The following is an 18114-nucleotide window of genomic DNA, read 5'->3' as shown; positions in this document are numbered from 1 at the left end:
GGCTGGTCACCGAGGCGATCTCGTCGATGTTCAGGCCCGAGGTGTTGGTGGCCAGAATCGCGCCCGGCTTACAGATCTTGTCGAGCTTGGCGAAGATGTCCTTCTTCACGTCCATCCGCTCGAACACGGCCTCGATCACGAGGTCGACGTCCTTGAAGGCCTCTTCCATCGACAGCGAGCCGGTGATCAGGCCGACGCGCTTTTCGGTCTCTTCCGGCTTGGCGGTCCGCGAGCGCTCGTAGTTCTTGCGGATGGTGGCCAGGCCCCGGTCCAGCGGCTCCTGCTGCTGCTCGACGATCACCACCGGGATGCCGACGTTGGCGAAGTTCATCGCGATGCCGCCGCCCATGGTGCCGGCGCCGATGATGCCGACCTTGTTGATGGCGCGGGTCGGGGTGTCGTCCGGCACGTCCGGGATCTTGTTCGCCTGGCGCTCGGCGAAGAAGTAGTAGCGCTGGGCCGCCGACTGCTGGCCCATCATCAGGCCCATGAACAGCTTGCGCTCCTCGGCCAGGCCTTCCTCGAAGGTGGCCGAATTCACCGCCGCCTCGATGCACTTGATGTTGGCTTCCGGCGCGTCGAAGCCGCGGAACTTGCGGGCGTTCTTCTTTCGGAATTCGGCGAAGATCTCGGGCTTTCCCTTCGCCGCTTCCAGCTTGGTGTTGTTCTCGCTGATCTTCACCAGCGGCTTGTTCTCGGCGACGCACTTGTTCGCGAAGGCGAGGGCGCCGTCCTTCAGCTTGCCTTCCTCGACCAGCTCGTCGACCAGGCCCAGCTTCGCGGCCTCCGGCGCCGGCACGTGGCGCCCCGAGGTCATCATCTCCAGGGCGTTCTCCACGCCCACCACGCGCGGCAGGCGCTGGGTGCCGCCGGCGCCCGGCAGCAGGCCCAGGGCCACTTCCGGCAGGCCCAGGCGGGCCGAGGGGACCGCCACGCGGTAGTGCGCGCACAGCGCCACTTCCAGGCCGCCGCCCAGCGCCGTGCCGTGGATCGCCGCGACGACGGGCTTCGGCGAGCTCTCCATCATCTGCTGCACGTCGAACAGGCTGGCGCCCTTCGAGGCGCCGCCGAATTCGGTGATGTCGGCGCCGGCGATGAAGGTGCGGCCGTCGCAGATCAGCACGATGGCCTTGGCGTCGCTGGCGATGGCCTGCTTGAAGCCTTCGTACAGGCCGTCGCGGACGTTGGCCGACAGCGCGTTCACCGGCGGCGAATTCAGGGTCACGACGGCGACGTCGCCCTCGCGGGTCAGCGTGGTCACCGAATTGATCTCGGTCATGTGGCTTCCTCGAAATGGCTGGCCGACCGCTCGCTCAAATATCTGGCGGTCGCGAAATTCAAACGCGTGTTATAGGCCTCGGCCGGCAGGGCCAAGTCAATTCCCGGCCGCGCTGTCAGGCGAAGTGGACACCGGTTCGCCGCCCGGACAGCGCGGGGGGAATGAAGCACGTTGGAGCCTTGCCGCAACGACATGGAAGGGGAGGGCCCGCATGGCCTCTAATCTGTTCTCGCTCGACGGTAAGGTCGCGCTGGTCACCGGTGGCTCGCGCGGCATCGGAAAGATGATCGCCAAGGGCTTCCTCGAGGCCGGCTGCCGCAAGGTCTACATCACCGCCCGCAAGGCCGCCGCCTGCGACGCCACCGCCGAGGAGCTGGGTCCGCAATGCGTGTCGATCCCGGTCGACATCTCGACGGTCGAGGGGTGCAAGATGCTGACCGAGCGCTACCTCAGCCATGAGGACAAGCTCGACATCCTGCTGAACAACGCCGGCGCCGCCTGGGGCGCGGACTTCGACGAATTCCCGGAGAGCGGCTGGGACAAGGTCGTGGACCTCAATCTCAAATCGCCCTTCTTCCTGACCCAGGCCCTGCACAAGACCCTGACCGCCTCGGCCACGCACGCGCGGCCGGCCAAGGTGATCAACATCGCCTCGATCGACGGCATCCGCCTGAACCCGCAGGAGACCTACAGCTATCACGCCTCCAAGGCAGGCCTGATCTACCTGACGCGCCGCATGGCCGCGCGGCTGATCCAGGACAACATCGTCATGAGCGCCATCGCGCCGGGCGCCTTCGCCTCCGAGATGAACCGCGTGGCCCGCGACGCCGGCGACGAAGTGGCCAAGCGCATCCCGTCGCGCCGCATCGGCACGGACGAGGACATGCAGGGCGTGGCGATCTACCTGGCCAGCCGCGCGGGCGACTACGTGGTCGGCGAGACCATCGCCGTCGACGGCGGCGTGGCCCTGGCTCAGATGGGTGTCTGACGCCGGGTCCTTGGAGCCGTCCGTGTGACGGTTCTGCGTCCGCCGAACGCGGTTAACCGTAGAGTCGGGCGGAGGGGGACCGGCCGGTCTTCCGGCGGGTGGAGCGCAAAGGGTCTACTGCTCCGAGCCAGATCTCACCCCCTCCACCATGACCCTTCGATCACGCGGCCTGGATCGTCATCTGGGTCTGGATGACCAGCGCCAGCAGCTTGCCCTCGGCGTTGGTGATCCGGGTCTGCCAGACCGACGAGCGCCGCCCGACGTGCAGCGGCGTCGCCTCGCCCTCCACCGTCGAGCCCACCGGCGCGCCGCCCAGGAAATTGGTCTTGCTCTCCAGTGTGGTCGTCCGAGCGCCCTCGGGCAGGTTCAGCACCCCGCCGATGGCGCCCAAGGCGTCGGCGAAGGCCATGTAGGCGCCGCCGTGCAGGATGCCGCCGGCGGTGCAGAGGTGGTCCCGCACCACCAGCCGCCCGTGCACGCGCGCCTTGCTCGCCTCCACGATCTCCACGCCCATCAGGTTGGAAAAGGGCATTCCCGTATCGGCCAAGGCGGCGTCCTCCTTCGTTTCCCCGCAGATTGGACGCGAGGCCTGCACAAGGCCATGACCCGAGAGGTCATGAACGCGATGCATCTTCCATCGGCGGCGCGTCAGCCTATCTGAAGGGCCGGTCAGGTCCGCTCGGTTGCCTTGGCCGGCCGCAGAGCGTAACGGGACGCTCCCTCAAGACTTAGGAGACGCCAATGGGTTACCGGGTCGCCGTCGTCGGCGCCACGGGCAACGTGGGCCGCGAGATGCTGAACATCCTCGAGGAGGTGAACTTCCCCGTGGACGAGATTCACGCGATCGCCTCGCGCAAATCCATCGGCGTGGAAGTCTCGTTCGGCGAGAAGATCCTGAAGTGCCAGGATGTCGAGCAGTTCGACTTCTCCAAGGTCGATCTCGTGCTGATGAGCGTCTCGGGAACCTTCTCCAAGGAATGGTCGCCCAAGATCGGCGCCGCCGGCCCCATCGTCATCGACAACTCCTCGGCCTGGCGCATGGACCCGGACGTCCCGCTGATCGTGCCCGAGGTGAACCCCGACGACGTCAGCTACGCCCACAAGAAAAACATCATCGCCAACCCCAACTGCTCGACGGCGCAGCTCGTCGTGGCGCTGAAGCCGCTGCACGACGCGGCCAAGATCAAGCGCGTGGTGGTGGCGACCTACCAGTCGGTCTCCGGCGCCGGCAAGGAAGGCATGGACGAGCTCTGGGACCAGACGAAGGGCATCTTCGTCCTGGGCGCGCCGCCGCCCAAGAAGTTCCCCAAGCAGATCGCCTTCAACGTCATCCCCTTCATCGGGTCGTTCCAGGACGACGGCTACACCGATGAGGAAGCCAAGATGTGGAACGAGACCCACAAGATGATCGACCCGGCCATCAAGCTGACGGTCACCTGCGTGCGCGTGCCGGTCATGGTCGGCCATTCCGAGGCGGTGAACATCGAGTTCGAAAACCCGCTCGACGAGGACGAGGCGCGCGACCTGCTGCGCGAGAGCCCCGGGGTGATCGTCGTCGATAAGCGCGATCCCACCGGCTACATCACGCCGAAGGAATCGCAGGGCGAGTTCCCGGTCTACGTCAGCCGCATCCGCAAGGACCCGACTGTCGAGCACGGCCTCAACATGTGGGTGGTCGCCGACAACCTGCGGAAGGGCGCCGCCCTCAACGCGGTCCAGATCGCCGAACTGCTGCACGAGCGCGGCCTCATCAAGTCCAAGGTGGTGGCCTAGGATGACCTCGCCGTCAGCGTCCGGCGAAGCCCGCCTGGCGCTGACAGCCGGGGCCGCCTGCTATGTGATCTGGGGCTTCGTGCCCCTGGTCTTCCAGGCGATCGGCGCCATGGGCGTTGGTCCGTGGGAGATCCTCGCCCATCGCATCCTGTGGAGCATCCCGACCGCGCTGGTGTTCGTCGCCCTGGCGAAGCAGGGCGACCAAGCGATGGCGGTGGTCCGCAATCCGAAGACCCTGGCCTGGCTCTTCCTGTCGTCGCTCCTGATCGCCACGAACTGGGTCGTGTTCATCTGGTCTGTGACGTCCGGCCGGCTGCTTGAAGCCAGTCTCGGCTACTACATCAACCCGCTGGTTGTGATGGCGGCGGGCGCCCTGGTGTTTCGCGAGCGCATCGACCGCATCGGCATGGCGGCCATCGGCCTCGCCCTCGTCGGCGTCGCGATCCAGGCCGTGGCGCTGGGTCATCCGCCGTGGATCTCGCTCATTCTCGCCTTCAGCTTCGGCGGCTACGGCGTCGTGCGCAAACAGGTCGCGGCCGAGGCCCAGACCGGGTTCCTGGTCGAGACCCTCTTGGTGGGCGGTGTCGCCGCCGCCTACATCGTCTGGCTGACGGGACACGGCGGCGGCCACTTCGGCGACCCGATCGCGGCGGCGTGGCTGATCGCCTGCGGCCCCATCACGGCGATCCCGCTGGTGCTCTTCTCCTGGGCCGCGCGCCGCATCCCGCTGTCGATGATGGGCTTCCTGCAGTTCATCTCGCCGACCATCAGCTTCTTCATCGGCCTCTCCCAGGGCGAGCCCTTCACCCCGGTCAGGGCGCTCTCCTTCGCCTTCATCTGGGGCGGGGCGGCGGTGTTCCTGTTCGGCGCCTGGCGTCGCTCGCGCGCCGTGATGCGCGCCACCCGTGAGGTCGCCGAGGCGGCGGCGGAGTAGTCCGCGCCGATTTGCGAAATCGCATATCCGCAGTGCGAAAACGCTGATCTATGCAGCGTTCAGATAGAGGTATCTATCTGACGTCCAGACGGACAGCCCCGCTCCCTCGGGGTCGCAACCGAAACTCATGGTGTGTGTCATGACCTTCGCCCGCTTCGAAGCTTCGTTCGACCGGATCGCCCCCGCCTTCCTCGTGGCCCTGGGCCTGGTCGCCGCCCTCGCGATCGCCGTCATCGGCGGATAGGCGCGGCGCATCGCCGATCGGACAAGGGCCCCGCGTGGGCCCTTTTTCGTGCGCGTCAGAGTGCGGCGTAGGCCGCCTCGATCAGCCGCCTGGGCCGCTCGTCGCCCATCAGCGCGACGCCCTGCTTGTTCATGACGTAGGCGCCGCCCAGCTTCCGCTCGGGATCGGCGAAGGCGCATGAGCCGCCCCAGCCCGAATGGCCGAACGTCCGCGCGCCCGGCCCCCACGGGAAGTTCGGCGCGTTGCGCATGAACCCCGCCGCCCAGCTCATGAAGAACGGCAGCACCAGGTCCTGGCCGCGGATCCGCTCGCGGCTCGCCTCGGCGATCAGGGCCGGCGACAGGATCTCGCCGCCGTCCAGCCAGCCGTCGTTCGCCAGCGCGCCCAGCAGCTTCGCCAGCGCTTCGGCCGTGGCGTGGCCGTTGGCCGAGGGGATCTCCATCCGCCGCCAGTCGGCCTGGCCGCGCCCGGACGCCGACGACCACGGCGTCAGGAAGGCCGCCTTGGTGGGTTCGTTGACCTCGCCGAAATCCGGCACGGCGCTGGGCCGCTGCAGCTCGGCCACACGGCCATGCTCGGCGTCGGGCAGGCCGATCCACAGGTCCAACCCGTAGGGGCGGGCGACGTCCTCGGCCAGCGCCGTTCCCAGCGTGCGCCCGTCCACGCGCCGGAAGATCTCGCCGGTGATGTAGCCGATCGTGATCGGGTGGTAGCCGCTGGCGGTCCCCACGGGCCACATCGGCGCCATCGCCGCCAGCTTCTCGCAGATCGCCGCCGGATCGAACCACAGCCCCGGGTCCATCGGCTCTGGGAAGCCGGACAGGCCCGCCTGGTGCGAGATCACCTGCTCGATCGTCACCGCGTCCTTCCCGGCCTGGGCGAACTCGGGCCAGACGCTGGCGACCGTCTGGCCGTAGTCCAGCTTCCCCGCGTCCACCAGCCGGGCGATCATCAGCGAAGCGACCGCCTTCGTGGTGGAGAACACCGGCGCCAGCGTGCGTTCGTCCCAGGCCACGGCGCGCCTGCGGTCGGCGAACCCGCTCCACAGGTCCAGCACCACCTCCCCGGCCTCGACCAGGGTGAAGCGGGCGCCCAGCTCCTCGCCCGCTGCGAAGCTGGCGGCGAACAGATCCTTCACCTGGGAAAACCGCGTGGGGGCGAACCCCGAGATCTCAACGCTCATAAGCGTTCAATACGCACTTCCGCGGTGGGATTCACGATCCGATCGGCCATGGCCACGATGGGCAGTTCCGGCGCCTTCCAGGCCTCGGCCATGGCGACGGTCTCGGCGGCGGCCCGCGCGGCGCGCTCGGCCGCCTCCCGTGGGTCGCGGCCGTGGACCAGTCCCGCGCCGAAGCAGGCGGTCACCAGGTCTCCCGTCCCGTTGGGCGCGCTCGGGCGCCGCGGATGGGCGAACAGCACGGCCTCCTCCTTGTCGACATAGAGCAGGCCGATCTCGCCGGGACCGGCCGGGGCGGAGGTGACCAGCGCGGGCTTGCCCAGCTTGCGGACCGCGTCGCGCGCCTCTTCCGCGGTGTCGATCTGCCGGTCGGCGAGGAAGCCCAGTTCCCACAGGTTCGGCGTGATCCAGTCGGCCTGCGGGACCAGTCGCCGCTCCACCGCTTCGGCGACCTCGTGCTTCACGTAGAGCCCGCGCGGCGCATCGCCCAGGATCGGGTCCACCAGCACCAGCGGGCGAGCGCCCCAGGCATCCGTGCGTTCGGCGTGCCGCACCCGCTCGATCACCCCGGCGGCGATCTCCACCTGTTCGGGATCGGAAAAGTGGCCGGTGATGATCAGGTCCACCAGGCCGAAGACGGCGTCGGCCTCGATGTCGCCCAGCATCCGCCGGAACACGTCGGGAGGCGTGACCTCGCCCTTGCCGCCCCGCGCCGGCGTGCGCCCGAACATCACGGTCGGCGCCAGCACCGGATCGATCTTGTGCGCCGCCAGCACATACTGCTGCGCCGCCCCGCCGATGCGGGACGCGGCGACGAACGAGGAAAGGATCAGCGCGAGAGGCACGGAAGGCGCCTCTACATCAAAGTTAGATGACTAACCAGCGTTCTTCCACCAGGGATGGTAAACGCGATGGCAAGACCTACTATAGATTGGGTCGACGGAATTGCCTCATCTCAGACGAAGAAGGGGCCGGCGGACATGCCGCGCGGCCCCCGATCCATCAGCCTGAAGCCGGCCCGTCTCCGCGTCTCGAAGACGGAGGCGTCCTAGTACCGGTAGTGCTCGGGCTTGAACGGGCCCTCGACGGTCACGCCGATGTAGTCGGCCTGGTCCTTCGACAGCTTCGTCAGCTTGGCGCCCAGCTTGTCGAGGTGGAGCATGGCCACCTTCTCGTCCAGGTGCTTGGGCAGGGTGTAGACCTTCTTCTCGTACTTGGCGCCGTTCACCCACAGCTCGATCTGGGCGAGCGTCTGGTTGGTGAAGCTGGCGCTCATCACGAAGGACGGGTGACCGGTCGCGTTGCCCAGGTTCACCAGTCGGCCTTCCGACAGCACGATGATCTTCTTGCCGTCGGGGAATTCCACGTGGTGGACCTGCGGCTTGATCTCGTCCCACTTGAAGTTGCGCAGGCCGGCGATCTGGATCTCGGAGTCGAAGTGGCCGATGTTCGCCACGATCGCGTTGTTCTTCATCTTGCGCATGTGGTCGACGGTGAGCACGTCCTTGTTGCCCGTCGCCGTGACGAAGATGTCGCCCTTGTCGGCCACGTCTTCCATCGTCACCACTTCATAGCCTTCCATCGCCGCCTGCAGGGCGCAGATCGGGTCGACTTCGGTGACCATGACGCGCGCGCCGCCGTTGCGGAGCGAAGCGGCCGAGCCCTTGCCCACGTCGCCGTAGCCCAGGACCACCGCGACCTTGCCGGCCAGCATCACGTCGGTGCCGCGGCGGATGGCGTCCACCAGGCTCTCGCGGCAGCCGTACAGGTTGTCGAACTTCGACTTGGTGACGCTGTCGTTGACGTTGATGGCCGTGAACGGCAGCTCGCCGCGCTCGTGCATCTGGTACAGGCGGTGCACGCCCGTGGTGGTCTCTTCCGACACGCCCTTACAAGCGTCGCGGATCGCCGTGTAGAAGCCGGGCTTCTCTTTCAGGTACCGCTTCATCACCGAGAAGAGGGCTTCCTCTTCCTCGTTGGTCGGGTTGTTCAGGACCGACGGGTCCTTCTCGGCCTTCGGGCCCAGGACGCAGAGCAGGGTGGCGTCGCCGCCGTCGTCCAGGATCAGGTTCGGGTAACCGCCGTCGTGCCACTCGAAAATCTTGTGGGCGTATTCCCAGTACTCGACCAGGGTCTCGCCCTTGATCGCGAAGACCGGCGTGCCGTTGGCGGCGATGGCCGCGGCGGCGTGGTCCTGGGTGGAGAAGATGTTGCAGGAGGCCCAGCGGACCTCGGCGCCGAGCGCTTCCAGCGTCTGGATCAGCACCGCGGTCTGGATGGTCATGTGCAGGGAGCCCGCGATCCGGGCGCCTTTCAGCGGCTGCGCCTTGCCGAACTCGGCGCGGACAGCCATCAGGCCCGGCATCTCGGTCTCGGCGATCTCGATCTCCTTGCGGCCGAAGTCGGCCAGCGAGATGTCTTTCACCACATAGTCGGTCATCGGGAATCCTGTCAGGTCCGACCGCCGATATTGCAGGCGATCAGGTGGGTTTGGGCGGTTCTATACCGGCGCCCGCCCAACCTCGCAAGAAACACATAAAGAAATCTTTATATGACCCAGGGCAGCGGAGCGGCCGCCAGGTGGCGCATGGCCTTGGTCGCGGACTTGAGGGTCTTGTCGCGGCGATGGTCGCGGGCGGCGAGCACGCTGCGGGCCGCCGCACGCCCCGCCCCGGCCGGCTTCAGGCGGGCCACCAGCCGATGCGCCACGGCGGCGTCGTTCAGCGCACCCAGCTCGTCCTGCAGCGTCTTGAGGCGCTTGAGGAACCGATCGACCTTGGACTTGTGGAAGAGCGGCGCGAACGCCTCCAGCGCATAGCGGAGCTTCTTGGCGTCGATCCGCAGATGGTGGCGGCCCGCATCGCCCAGATCCTCAAGCTCGGCGGCGCGGGCGGCGATCCGCTTCCACCGGCGGGCAAGCGCCTTGGCGGCGAACTCGCGGGCCGAGCCCTTGCGGCGCTTCTCATGCTTGCCGCTGAGCCAGGCGCCGGTCTCCACCCAGGCGGTGGCCTCCAGCACCAGGTCACGGAACCGCTTGGAGGCGACCGCGGCCTGGGCCTTGGCATGCGCGCCGGCGCGGGCGGCCTCGACCGCGGGCGCGAGCGCCGCGCCCGCCTCGCCGAGCGCGGCGTTGTCGCGGGCGAAGACGTCGAGGTCGCAGGCCTTCAGCAGCCACTTGAGCTCCGCGCGGATGGCCGGCGCCACCGCATCCTCGACGATCGGCTTGAAGGTGGCGATGGCGCTGCGCAGCCGGCGCACCGAGACGCGGAGCTGGTGCAGCACCGCCTCCCCGTCGGCCTCGCGCAGGATCAGCGCATTGGCGGCGATCTGGGTCAGCGCGTTGCGGGCGATGGCCTGGAAGGCCTCGGCGGCCGTGGTCCCGCGCTTGAGCTTGACCCGGTCCTGCTTGCGGGGGACCAGCCCGGCGCCGTCGCGCAAGGCCGCGCCCTGCGAGGCCTTGCCGTCGAAGGACAGGTAGAGCGGCGCGGTCTTGGCCAGCGACCGGGCGAGCGCGAACAGCGCTGTCGGCGGCCCCGCCTTCAGCTCCAGCTCGACCTCGGAGATGACGCGCTGGCGCTCCCCCGCCGTGACCGCGCCCTCGTCGATAGCCAGCTCGATCTCCGCGCCCTCATACAGGAAGGTGCGCTGGCGGCGCGTGACGGCGACGGTGAAGGCCGGCGCGAGCTTGCGCCGCTGGGCGGGCGAAAGCGCCTTGCGCAGGGCGGGCACCGTCAGGTCGAGTCCCTCGGCGGGCGCCGGGCCCTCATGCTCCTCGCGGGTGAAGCCCTCGCCCCGCTTCAGGGTCTGGACGCGCTTGCCGCCGCCCTCCCGGATGCGCAGCGAGATGTGGGCCGAACCCAGCCGCTTGTCGGGGGTGTCGTAATAGGTGGAGACCAGGGAACGGGTCTCCATACCGTCTCCAGGCGCGGCGGCCAGGACGGCGTCGAGATCCTGCGGCTCGCACAGGAACTTGAGCTCGATCTCCTCGCTCGCCAGGCAAGCCTCCTACCGTCCCCGACACCGGGATCACCCTAGACTCGAATCCGCGGGCCGGGAATTGAGCAGGGTCAAATCGCCGATCCGTTGCTTCCGCAACGGCGCACAGTGTAAGGCGCAGCGACCTTTGCGAAGGAGCTTCCCATGAACGCCCACGTCCGCCCTGAAGGTTCCGCCCAACCCCGACATGACTGGACGCTCGACGAGATCGAGGCGCTGTTCGAGCTGCCCTTCGCCGAGCTGGTGTTCCGCGCCGCCGAGATCCACCGCGCCTGGTTCGATCCCACCGAGGTGCAGCTGTCGCAGCTGCTCAGCGTGAAGACGGGCGGCTGTCCCGAGAACTGCGGCTATTGCAGCCAGAGCCAGCACTTCAAGACCGGCGTGGCGGCCAGCAAGCTGATGGACGCCGGCGCCGTGATCGCCGCCGCGGCCGAGGCCAAGGCCGGAGGGGCGCAGCGCTTCTGCATGGGCGCCGCCTGGCGCGATCTGAAGGATCGCGACGTGCCGAAGGTGGCGGAGATGATCTCCGGCGTGAAGGCGCTGGGGCTGGAGACCTGCGCGACGCTGGGCATGCTGACCCGCGACCAGGCCCAGGCCCTGAAGGACGCCGGCCTCGACTACTACAACCACAACCTCGACACCGGGCCGGACTATTACGACAAGGTGGTCACCACGCGGACCTACCAGGACCGGCTGGACACCCTCGAGGCCGTGCGCTCGGTGGGGATGAACACCTGCTGCGGCGGCATTGTCGGCATGGGCGAGACCCGGAAGGACCGCGCCGGCCTGCTGCATGCGCTGGCCACCCTGCCGGCCCACCCGGACAGCCTGCCGATCAACGACCTGATGCCGATCCCCGGCACGCCGCTGGGGGGTTCGGAAGCCGTCGACGGCTTCGAGTTCGTCCGCATGATCGCGGTGGCGCGGATCGTCTGCCCGAAGACCGTGGTGCGGCTTTCGGCCGGCCGCGAGCATATGAGCCGTGAACTGCAGGCCCTGTGCTTCCTGGCGGGCGCCAATTCCATGTTCATCGGCGGCAAGCTGCTGACCACCGCCAATCCGGACAAGCACACCGACGCCGCCCTGATGGCCGACCTCGGCATGAAGCCGATGGGCGCGAAGCAGTCCGTCTCCGCCTAGACCCTCAGCCCCGGAGAGACGGACCGCCCGGGCGCGGAGGATGCAACCGGCCCTCGAAGGGACGGTTGTCCAGACACGCCCCTCCTGGAATCAACCTAGGCCATACACGCCTGGGTTGGCTGTCCGGCGCCCGACATAGGCCTCAGCGTGAGATTTCAGGAACCACGAAAAACACGAACGTTCTCCGGCTGGCGCTAAGCCAGAAGAAGCGAACCACGGACGACACGGAAAGCACGGATGAGCGCGCGAAGCGCGTCTCCATTCGATCTGTCGAGCTTCTGACAAACCGTGCGAGTAATTCGGTAAGCACGGGCCCGACTTGTGAGCGCTTCGCGCGGATGTCGCTGACACGTCTGTGCTTTCCGTGTTGTCCGTGGCCTGTCTCGCGGCCTGGATGGCGGACGCTCACATGGCCAAGGTGACGTTCGCATTTTTCGGGTTCAATCTTCAGCATGACCGCCAGCCATCCCCTCGACCGTCCCGTCTGGAGCGCGCTTACGACGCGGCAGGCGCCCTTGGCGGAGGGGGCCGGGCCGGCGCTGCGGTTCCAGGCGCCCTATGGGCTGTTCGCGGCGATGGCGGACGGATCGCCGGCCAGCCTGGCGGCCCTGCCGGAGCTGATCGCGCCGGACGGCGGGGTCGCGCTGGTGGAGGTCGAGCCGCCGCCGGCGGTTCCCGGAACCGAGGTCGTGTCGCGGGCGGGCATCTGGCAGATGGTCTGCGAGGCCCTGACGCCGGAGGCGCGGCCCGCCGATTTCGAGATCGTCGACCTGACCGACGCCGACGCCCCGGCCATGCTGGCGCTCGCGACCCTCACCGAGCCCGGCCCCTTCTTCGAGCGCACGCACCGGTTGGGCCAGTTCGTGGGCGTCAAGGTTGACGGCAAGCTGATCGCCATGGCCGGGGAGCGGATGAAGCCCGACGGCTTCACCGAGGTGAGCGGGGTCTGCACCGACCCGAACCACCGCGGAAAGGGCTATGCCGGGGCGCTGATGCGGGTGGTGGCTCAGCGGGTCGCCGAGCGTGGCGAGACCGCGTTCCTGCACTCCTATTCCCACAATAAGGGAGCCATCGCGCTCTATGAGAGCCTGGGGTTCAGGCTGAGGTCCGAACTGTCGATGACGGTGCTGCGGAGAGCCTAGCGGAAGAAGCTGCACGGCCACGCTTGCCTAGGGTTTGGTTAACGCCTTCGCTAAGTGCTTGAAACCGTGGGTGGCGCCATGGCGCACGCCGATTGCATCCTGAACGGCGACCGACAGGAGCCGTCCATGCAAGTCAACGCCAACAACCCGCTACTGGCCGCCGGCGGCGCCCAGAAGACCCAGGCGCCCACCGGCTTCTTCGCCACCGCGCCCGCCGAGCAGACCGGCGCGCGGAAGGAATTCTCCGACTTCATGAAGAAGTCGCCGGCCGAGCAGATGCGCGACCAAATCCTGAAATCGATGGGCCTGGACGAGGAGAAGCTGAAGGCGATGCCGGCCGAGCAGCGCAAGGCGATCGAGGACAAGATCAAGGAGATGATCAAGACCAAGATCGAGCAGGCGGAGAAGGAGAAGAAGGGCGTCTTCGTCGACATCAAGGCCTGAGGATATCGCCCCAGGGGACGTCTGCGAGCGCGATATCCCACACCCGCTCGCCTGGCGAATGCCGTGATGAGCGGCGTTGGCGACAAAACTCGAGCTTTTCGCACCCCTCCATTTTCCCTTCGCGGTGTCAGCAGATGTCGGCGGCGGACGGCGTGATGCGTCCTTGGGGGTAGCTTGAGCTGTCGGGGCCGCCTATGTGGCGGGGACGCCGCGAGGAGGCCCGCTTGTCGCCGATCATTTCCGTTTCCGGCCTGTCCAAGACCTATGCCGGCGGGTTCCAGGCGCTGAAGGGCGTCGACCTCGAGATTCGCCGCGGCGAGATCTTCGCCCTGCTCGGCCCCAACGGGGCGGGCAAGACCACCCTGATCAGCATCATCTGCGGCATCGTCCGCGCCAGCACCGGCACGGTGCTGGCCGATGGCCACGATATCGTGCGCGAGTACCGCCAGGCGCGCTCGAAGATCGGCCTGGTGCCGCAGGAGCTGAACACCGACGCCTTCGAGAGCGTCTGGGACACGGTGAAGTTCTCGCGCGGGCTGTTCGGCAAGCCGCCGAACCCGGCCCACCTGGAGAAGGTGCTGAAGAGCCTGAGCCTCTGGGACAAGAAGGACTCGAAGATCATGGCGCTGTCCGGCGGGATGAAGCGCCGGGTGATGATCGCCAAGGCGCTGTCCCACGAGCCGCAGATCCTGTTCCTCGACGAACCCACCGCCGGGGTCGACGTCGAGCTGCGGCGCGACATGTGGGAGATGGTGCGGGGCCTGCGCGAAAGCGGGGTCACCATCATCCTGACTACCCACTACATCGAAGAGGCCGAGGAGATGGCCGACCGGATCGGGGTGATCTCCAAGGGCGAGATCGTCCTGGTCGAAGACAAGGACGTGCTGATGCGCAAGCTCGGCAAGAAGCAGCTCACCCTGCATCTGCAGGAGCCGCTCAAGGCGATCCCGGCCGAACTGGCCTCGGAGCCGCTGGAACTGTCCAACGACGGGCTGGACCTGGTCTACACCTTCGACGCCCAGGCCGACCGCACCGGCATCGCCGGCCTGCTGCGCCGCCTCGGCGATCACGGCATCGATTTCAAGGACCTGAAGACCGAGGAGTCCTCGCTGGAGGAGATCTTCGTGAGCCTGGTGAGGAGCCGGCCGTGAACATTCATGCGATCCGCGCCATCTACATCTTCGAGCTGGCCCGCACCTGGCGGACCCTCCTGCAATCGATCGCCTCGCCGGTGATCTCGACCTCGCTCTATTTCATCGTGTTCGGCGCCGCGATCGGGGCGCGCATGGCGAAGATCGACGGGGTGACCTACGGCGCCTTCATCGTGCCGGGCCTGATCATGCTGTCGATCCTGACCGAGAGCATCTCCAACGCCAGCTTCGGGATCTACATGCCGAAGTTCTCGGGCACGATCTACGAGGTGCTGTCGGCGCCGATCTCCGCCCTGGAGATCGTGGTCGGCTATGTCGGCGCGGCGGCCACCAAGAGCGTGATCCTGGGCCTGATCATCATGGCCACGGCGCGGCTGTTCGTGCCGTTCTCGGTGATCCACCCCTTCGTGATGATCTCGTTCCTGGTCCTGACCTCGGTGACCTTCTCGCTGTTCGGCTTCGTGATCGGGGTCTGGGCCGATGGCTGGGAGAAGCTGCAGATCGTGCCGATGATGATCGTGACGCCGCTGACCTTCCTGGGCGGCAGCTTCTACTCGATCTCGATGTTGCCCGGCGTCTGGCAGAAGATCGCCCTGTTCAACCCGGTGGTCTACCTGGTGAGCGGCTTCCGCTGGGCCTTCTACGGGGTGTCGGACGTGAAGGTCGGGGTGAGCCTGGCGGCCACCTTCGGCTTCATGGTGCTGTGCCTGGCGGCGATCTCGTGGATCTTCCGCACGGGGTACAAGCTGAAGACCTAGGGGTTCGTGGGGCGCCGCCGGGCGCTATTCGTCTTCGTCGAAGCGCGCCGCGACGAGGGCGGTAAGGGCTTCGAGCGCCTGGGCGGCTTCGGGCCCCTCGGCCTCGATCTCGATGGCGCAGCCGGGGCCGGCGGCGAGCATCATCAGGCCCATGATCGAGCGCGCATCGACGGTCTGGCCGTCCTTGGAGACCTTGACCTCGGCGTCGAAGGTCGAGGCCAGCTTGACGAACTTGGCCGAGGCCCGGGCGTGGAGGCCGCGCTTGTTGACGATGTCGACGCTGCCCGTCGCCGTCACTTTTCCCCCGCCAGGACGTAGGAGGCGACGGAGATGTACTTGCGCCCGGCCTCCTGGGCGTGGGCGACGCAGTCTTCCAGGTTCAGTTTGGTGCGGACGCTGGCGAGCTTGATCAGCATGGGTAGGTTGAGCCCGGCGATCACCTCGGCCTTGGTCTGCTCCATGACCGAGATGGCGAGATTCGACGGCGTGCCGCCGAACATGTCGGTGAGCAGGATGACGCCGGCGCCGGTGTCCACGCGGCCGCAGGCGGCGAGGATGTCCTGGCGGCGCTTTTCCATGTCGTCCTCGGGACCGATGCATATGGCGGCCACCGCTGATTGCGGGCCGACCACATGCTCCATGGCGAAGACGAATTCCTCGGCCAGGCGCCCGTGGGTGACGATCACGAGGCCGATCATTTGAACTCTCTCAAGGGGTATCCCCACCCGGCCGCGGGGGTTCGGCGGCCACGCGGGCGGATTGATACGCTCCTTCCGCGCCGGCTCCAAGATGCTGCAATGCGCGACGCAGTTTCGCAGGCGCAGCGGATTCAAGCAGCGGGAGAACGATTTCGGGAAGGCTCAACCCCTCGTAGGCGCCGAAGGCCGGGTCGGGGAGGCGCTCGGGCGTCCCGTCGCGAACGCTGAGGACGATGCGGCAGAAGGCGAGCGCCGGATGGGGCAGAACGCCCAGGCCGCGCACCTCGACCAGGCCGGCGAGCGGGCCGGGGGCCCGGCCGTAGAGCGCGTCGCCCGAGGCCCAGACCATCGTGCGGTCGTCGGCGACCAGGCGGAAGCCGGCCTCGAGGCAGCGCAGGGCGAGGTCGCTCTTGCCCGCCCCCGAAGCGCCCTGGATGAGCGCGCCGCGCCATCCGGAGCGGGTGTGGAGGGCGATGAGGCCCGCGTGGAGGGTGGCGGTCATGCGACCTCCCCCAGGGTGAAGAAGAATTGGAACCACGAACCCACACGAACCGCCATGAACGGCTTGCTTGAGAAGCTGGTGCTCGTGCGACGGAGCGCTGCGCGCTCTTGTTCGTGTGGGTTCGTGTGGTCCGTGGTTCCGCCGTCATGCGGGTTTGGGAGGCGGGTCACGGCCTTACCGCTTGGCTTCCGGAAGGCGGACGACGAAGCGGGCGCCGAGGATCTTGCCGTCGGCGTCGGTGCGGTTCTCGGCGTGGATCTCGCCGCTCTGGGCGCCGACGATCTGGCGGGCGATGGAGAGGCCGAGGCCGGAATTGCCGCCGAAGGCCGCGCCCTTGGGCCGCGAGGTGTAGAACCGCTCGAACACCGTCTCGAGATTGTCGGGCGGGATGCCGGGGCCGTCGTCGTCGACCGTGACCACCGCGTCGCCGCGCACCCGCTCCAGCGCGACACGCACCTGGCCGCCCGGCGGGCTGAAGGAGCGGGCGTTGTCGATCAGGTTGCGGAACACCTGGCCCAGCGGACCCTCGCGGCCGGAGACCATAGCCGGGTCGATCGAGTCCGGCGGGGCGTAGGTGACGGTGACCTCGCCCGGCTTGGTGGAGGCCTCGTAGATCTGGACGATCTCGCCGATCAGCCGGCCGAGGTCGAAGGGCCGCATGTCCTCGCGCGACAGCTCGGCGTCCAGGCGCGAGGCGTTGGAGATGTCGGTCACCAGGCGGTCGAGGCGCTGGACGTCCTGCTTGAGGATGGCCAGCAGGCGCTCGCGCGCGGCGGGGTCCTGGACGATGTCGAGGGTCTCGACGGCGGAGCGCAGGGAGGTGAGCGGGTTCTTGATCTCGTGGGCCACGTCGGCGGCGAACCGCTCGATCGCGCCCATGCGCTCGGACTGGGCGTCGGTCATGGCTTCGAGCGCGCGGGTCAGGTCGCCGAGTTCGTCGTCGCGCTTGGCGAGGTCGGGCAGGGAGATGGAGCGGGCGCGCGACAGGCGCACCCGGTCGGCGGCGCGGGCCAGGCGGCGCACCGGCAGGGCGATCAGGGTGTTGAGCAGCAGGGACGAGACGAAGGTCACCGCGATCGACAGCAGGATGAACGGGAACAGGGCCGCGCGCTGGCGCGCGATGGTCTCGTCGACGTCATTGGCCTCGAGCGTCAGGACGCCGAGCACCGCCTGGACGTGCTGGATGGGGATCGAGACCGACACCACCCGCTCGCCGTCGTCCGAGCGGCGCATGCCGGCGACGTGCTTGCCGGTGAGCGCCTGGCCGACCTCGAAGGCCAAGGCCGCATTGGCGGCCTTGGGCGGCAGCTTGGCGGGACGCAGGCCGAGATCGATGCCGTCCTGCTGGCCGGGCGCCTTGGCCGGCGGCAGGACCTTCCACTCGACGCGGTCGGCGACCCAGTAGCTGTCGGCGATCAGCTTGCCGGTGTTGTCGAACAGCCGCGCGCGCTGGGTGCGCGGGTTGGAGAGGAGCTGCAGCAGCTGGCTGGCATAGCCCGGATCCATGGTCGGCGTCGGTTCGCCCACCGTGGCGGCCTGGTCGATGATGGTGGCGATCAGCTCGCCCTGGGTGGTCAAGCTGTCGATGCGGGCGATCACCAGGCCGCGGCGCAGTTCGTTCAGCACCAAGGCCCCGACGATGATGATCGCCAGGCCGAGCAGGTTGAGCACGATGATGAGCCGCCCCAGGCGCGAGCCCGGCAGCCAGCTCAGCCATCCCGGCTCGCCGCGGTCAGGATTCGCGGTATCGGTATCCGACGCCATAAAGGGTTTCGATCGCGTCGAACTCGGGGTCCACCTCGCGGAACTTCTTCCGCATGCGCTTGATATGGCTGTCGATGGTGCGGTCGTCGACATAGACCTGGTCGTCGTAGGCCGCGTCCAT

Annotated in this window: 19 protein-coding genes; 8 read left to right on the top strand and 11 right to left on the bottom strand. The window is 67.9% G+C overall.

The genetic code is table 11. The features are described from left to right. A partial coding sequence (locus tag Q0L11_RS21935; RefSeq protein ID WP_296600129.1) for an enoyl-CoA hydratase-related protein occupies window positions 1-1279 on the bottom strand: 1279 nt, incomplete at its 3' end. 211 nt (window positions 1280-1490) lie between these two features. Here Q0L11_RS21935 and Q0L11_RS21930 point away from each other — a divergent pair. Beyond that, on the top strand, window positions 1491-2267 hold the full coding sequence (locus tag Q0L11_RS21930; RefSeq protein WP_296600127.1) for an SDR family oxidoreductase: 777 nt from the start codon (window positions 1491-1493) through the stop codon (window positions 2265-2267). Between the two features lie 160 nt (window positions 2268-2427). Here Q0L11_RS21930 and Q0L11_RS21925 read toward each other — a convergent pair whose 3' ends face one another. Beyond that, window positions 2428-2814 carry a PaaI family thioesterase gene (locus Q0L11_RS21925; RefSeq protein ID WP_296600126.1) on the bottom strand — a complete coding sequence of 129 codons (387 nt, stop codon included), beginning with the start codon at window positions 2812-2814 and terminating at the stop codon, window positions 2428-2430. Between the two features lie 194 nt (window positions 2815-3008). Between Q0L11_RS21925 and Q0L11_RS21920 the strand changes: the two genes are divergently transcribed. Beyond that, window positions 3009-4040 carry an aspartate-semialdehyde dehydrogenase gene (locus Q0L11_RS21920; protein ID WP_296600125.1) on the top strand — a complete coding sequence of 344 codons (1032 nt, stop codon included), beginning with the start codon at window positions 3009-3011 and terminating at the stop codon, window positions 4038-4040. Window position 4041: 1 nt separating this feature from the next. After that, complete coding sequence (gene rarD / locus Q0L11_RS21915; protein WP_296600124.1) at window positions 4042-4974, top strand: EamA family transporter RarD; 933 nt, start codon at window positions 4042-4044, stop codon at window positions 4972-4974. Between the two features lie 299 nt (window positions 4975-5273). Here rarD and Q0L11_RS21910 read toward each other — a convergent pair whose 3' ends face one another. The 4 genes from Q0L11_RS21910 to Q0L11_RS21895 form a co-directional block, all read right to left on the bottom strand. Then, a complete protein-coding gene (locus Q0L11_RS21910; protein WP_296600123.1) occupies window positions 5274-6401 on the bottom strand; it encodes a serine hydrolase domain-containing protein in 1128 nt (375 codons plus the stop codon). Then, window positions 6398-7243 carry a PfkB family carbohydrate kinase gene (locus Q0L11_RS21905; RefSeq protein WP_296600122.1) on the bottom strand — a complete coding sequence of 282 codons (846 nt, stop codon included), beginning with the start codon at window positions 7241-7243 and terminating at the stop codon, window positions 6398-6400. Before Q0L11_RS21905 ends, Q0L11_RS21910 begins: the two co-directional genes overlap by 4 nt. A gap of 203 nt (window positions 7244-7446) precedes the next feature. Beyond that, window positions 7447-8838: an adenosylhomocysteinase gene (gene ahcY, locus Q0L11_RS21900; RefSeq protein ID WP_296600121.1), complete on the bottom strand. Its 1392-nt coding sequence runs from the start codon at window positions 8836-8838 to the stop codon at window positions 7447-7449. A 107-nt stretch (window positions 8839-8945) separates the two neighbouring features. Next, window positions 8946-10379 carry a CHAD domain-containing protein gene (locus tag Q0L11_RS21895; protein ID WP_296600132.1) on the bottom strand — a complete coding sequence of 478 codons (1434 nt, stop codon included), beginning with the start codon at window positions 10377-10379 and terminating at the stop codon, window positions 8946-8948. A 159-nt stretch (window positions 10380-10538) separates the two neighbouring features. Between Q0L11_RS21895 and bioB the strand changes: the two genes are divergently transcribed. The 5 genes from bioB (at window position 10539) to Q0L11_RS21870 (ending at window position 15029) form a co-directional block, all read left to right on the top strand. Then, complete coding sequence (gene bioB, locus Q0L11_RS21890) at window positions 10539-11534, top strand: biotin synthase BioB (protein WP_296600120.1); 996 nt, start codon at window positions 10539-10541, stop codon at window positions 11532-11534. Between the two features lie 452 nt (window positions 11535-11986). After that, a complete protein-coding gene (locus tag Q0L11_RS21885; RefSeq protein ID WP_296600119.1) occupies window positions 11987-12676 on the top strand; it encodes a GNAT family N-acetyltransferase in 690 nt (229 codons plus the stop codon). A 126-nt stretch (window positions 12677-12802) separates the two neighbouring features. After that, a complete protein-coding gene (locus Q0L11_RS21880) occupies window positions 12803-13120 on the top strand; it encodes a hypothetical protein (RefSeq protein WP_296600118.1) in 318 nt (105 codons plus the stop codon). Between the two features lie 224 nt (window positions 13121-13344). Next, window positions 13345-14271 (top strand): ABC transporter ATP-binding protein, encoded by a 927-nt coding sequence (locus Q0L11_RS21875; RefSeq protein ID WP_296600117.1) that lies wholly within the window; start codon window positions 13345-13347, stop codon window positions 14269-14271. Continuing rightward, the gene (locus tag Q0L11_RS21870) at window positions 14268-15029 is read left to right on the top strand and encodes an ABC transporter permease (RefSeq protein WP_296600115.1); all 762 of its coding nucleotides are present in this window, start codon (window positions 14268-14270) and stop codon (window positions 15027-15029) included. The genes Q0L11_RS21875 and Q0L11_RS21870 overlap by 4 nt, the downstream gene beginning before the upstream one ends. A 24-nt stretch (window positions 15030-15053) precedes the next feature. Here Q0L11_RS21870 and Q0L11_RS21865 read toward each other — a convergent pair whose 3' ends face one another. The 5 genes from Q0L11_RS21865 to Q0L11_RS21845 all read right to left on the bottom strand — a co-directional run. Then, window positions 15054-15326 (bottom strand): HPr family phosphocarrier protein, encoded by a 273-nt coding sequence (locus tag Q0L11_RS21865; protein WP_296600114.1) that lies wholly within the window; start codon window positions 15324-15326, stop codon window positions 15054-15056. Continuing rightward, entirely contained in the window at window positions 15323-15727 is a 405-nt protein-coding gene (locus Q0L11_RS21860) for a PTS sugar transporter subunit IIA (RefSeq protein WP_296600113.1), read from the bottom strand. Before Q0L11_RS21860 ends, Q0L11_RS21865 begins: the two co-directional genes overlap by 4 nt. Before the next feature lie 10 nt (window positions 15728-15737). Beyond that, entirely contained in the window at window positions 15738-16229 is a 492-nt protein-coding gene (locus tag Q0L11_RS21855; RefSeq protein ID WP_296600112.1) for an HPr kinase/phosphorylase, read from the bottom strand. Window positions 16230-16403: 174 nt separating this feature from the next. Beyond that, window positions 16404-17993, bottom strand: coding sequence for a stimulus-sensing domain-containing protein (locus tag Q0L11_RS21850; protein ID WP_296600111.1), 1590 nt, complete (start codon window positions 17991-17993; stop codon window positions 16404-16406). Then, on the bottom strand, window positions 17962-18114 hold a 153-nt coding region (locus tag Q0L11_RS21845), incomplete at its 5' end, for a winged helix-turn-helix domain-containing protein (protein ID WP_296600130.1). The genes Q0L11_RS21850 and Q0L11_RS21845, both read right to left, overlap by 32 nt.

The organism is Phenylobacterium sp. (assembly GCF_024508875.1).
Classification (GTDB): domain Bacteria; phylum Pseudomonadota; class Alphaproteobacteria; order Caulobacterales; family Caulobacteraceae; genus Phenylobacterium.
This window is presented reverse-complemented; position numbering and strand designations above follow the sequence as displayed.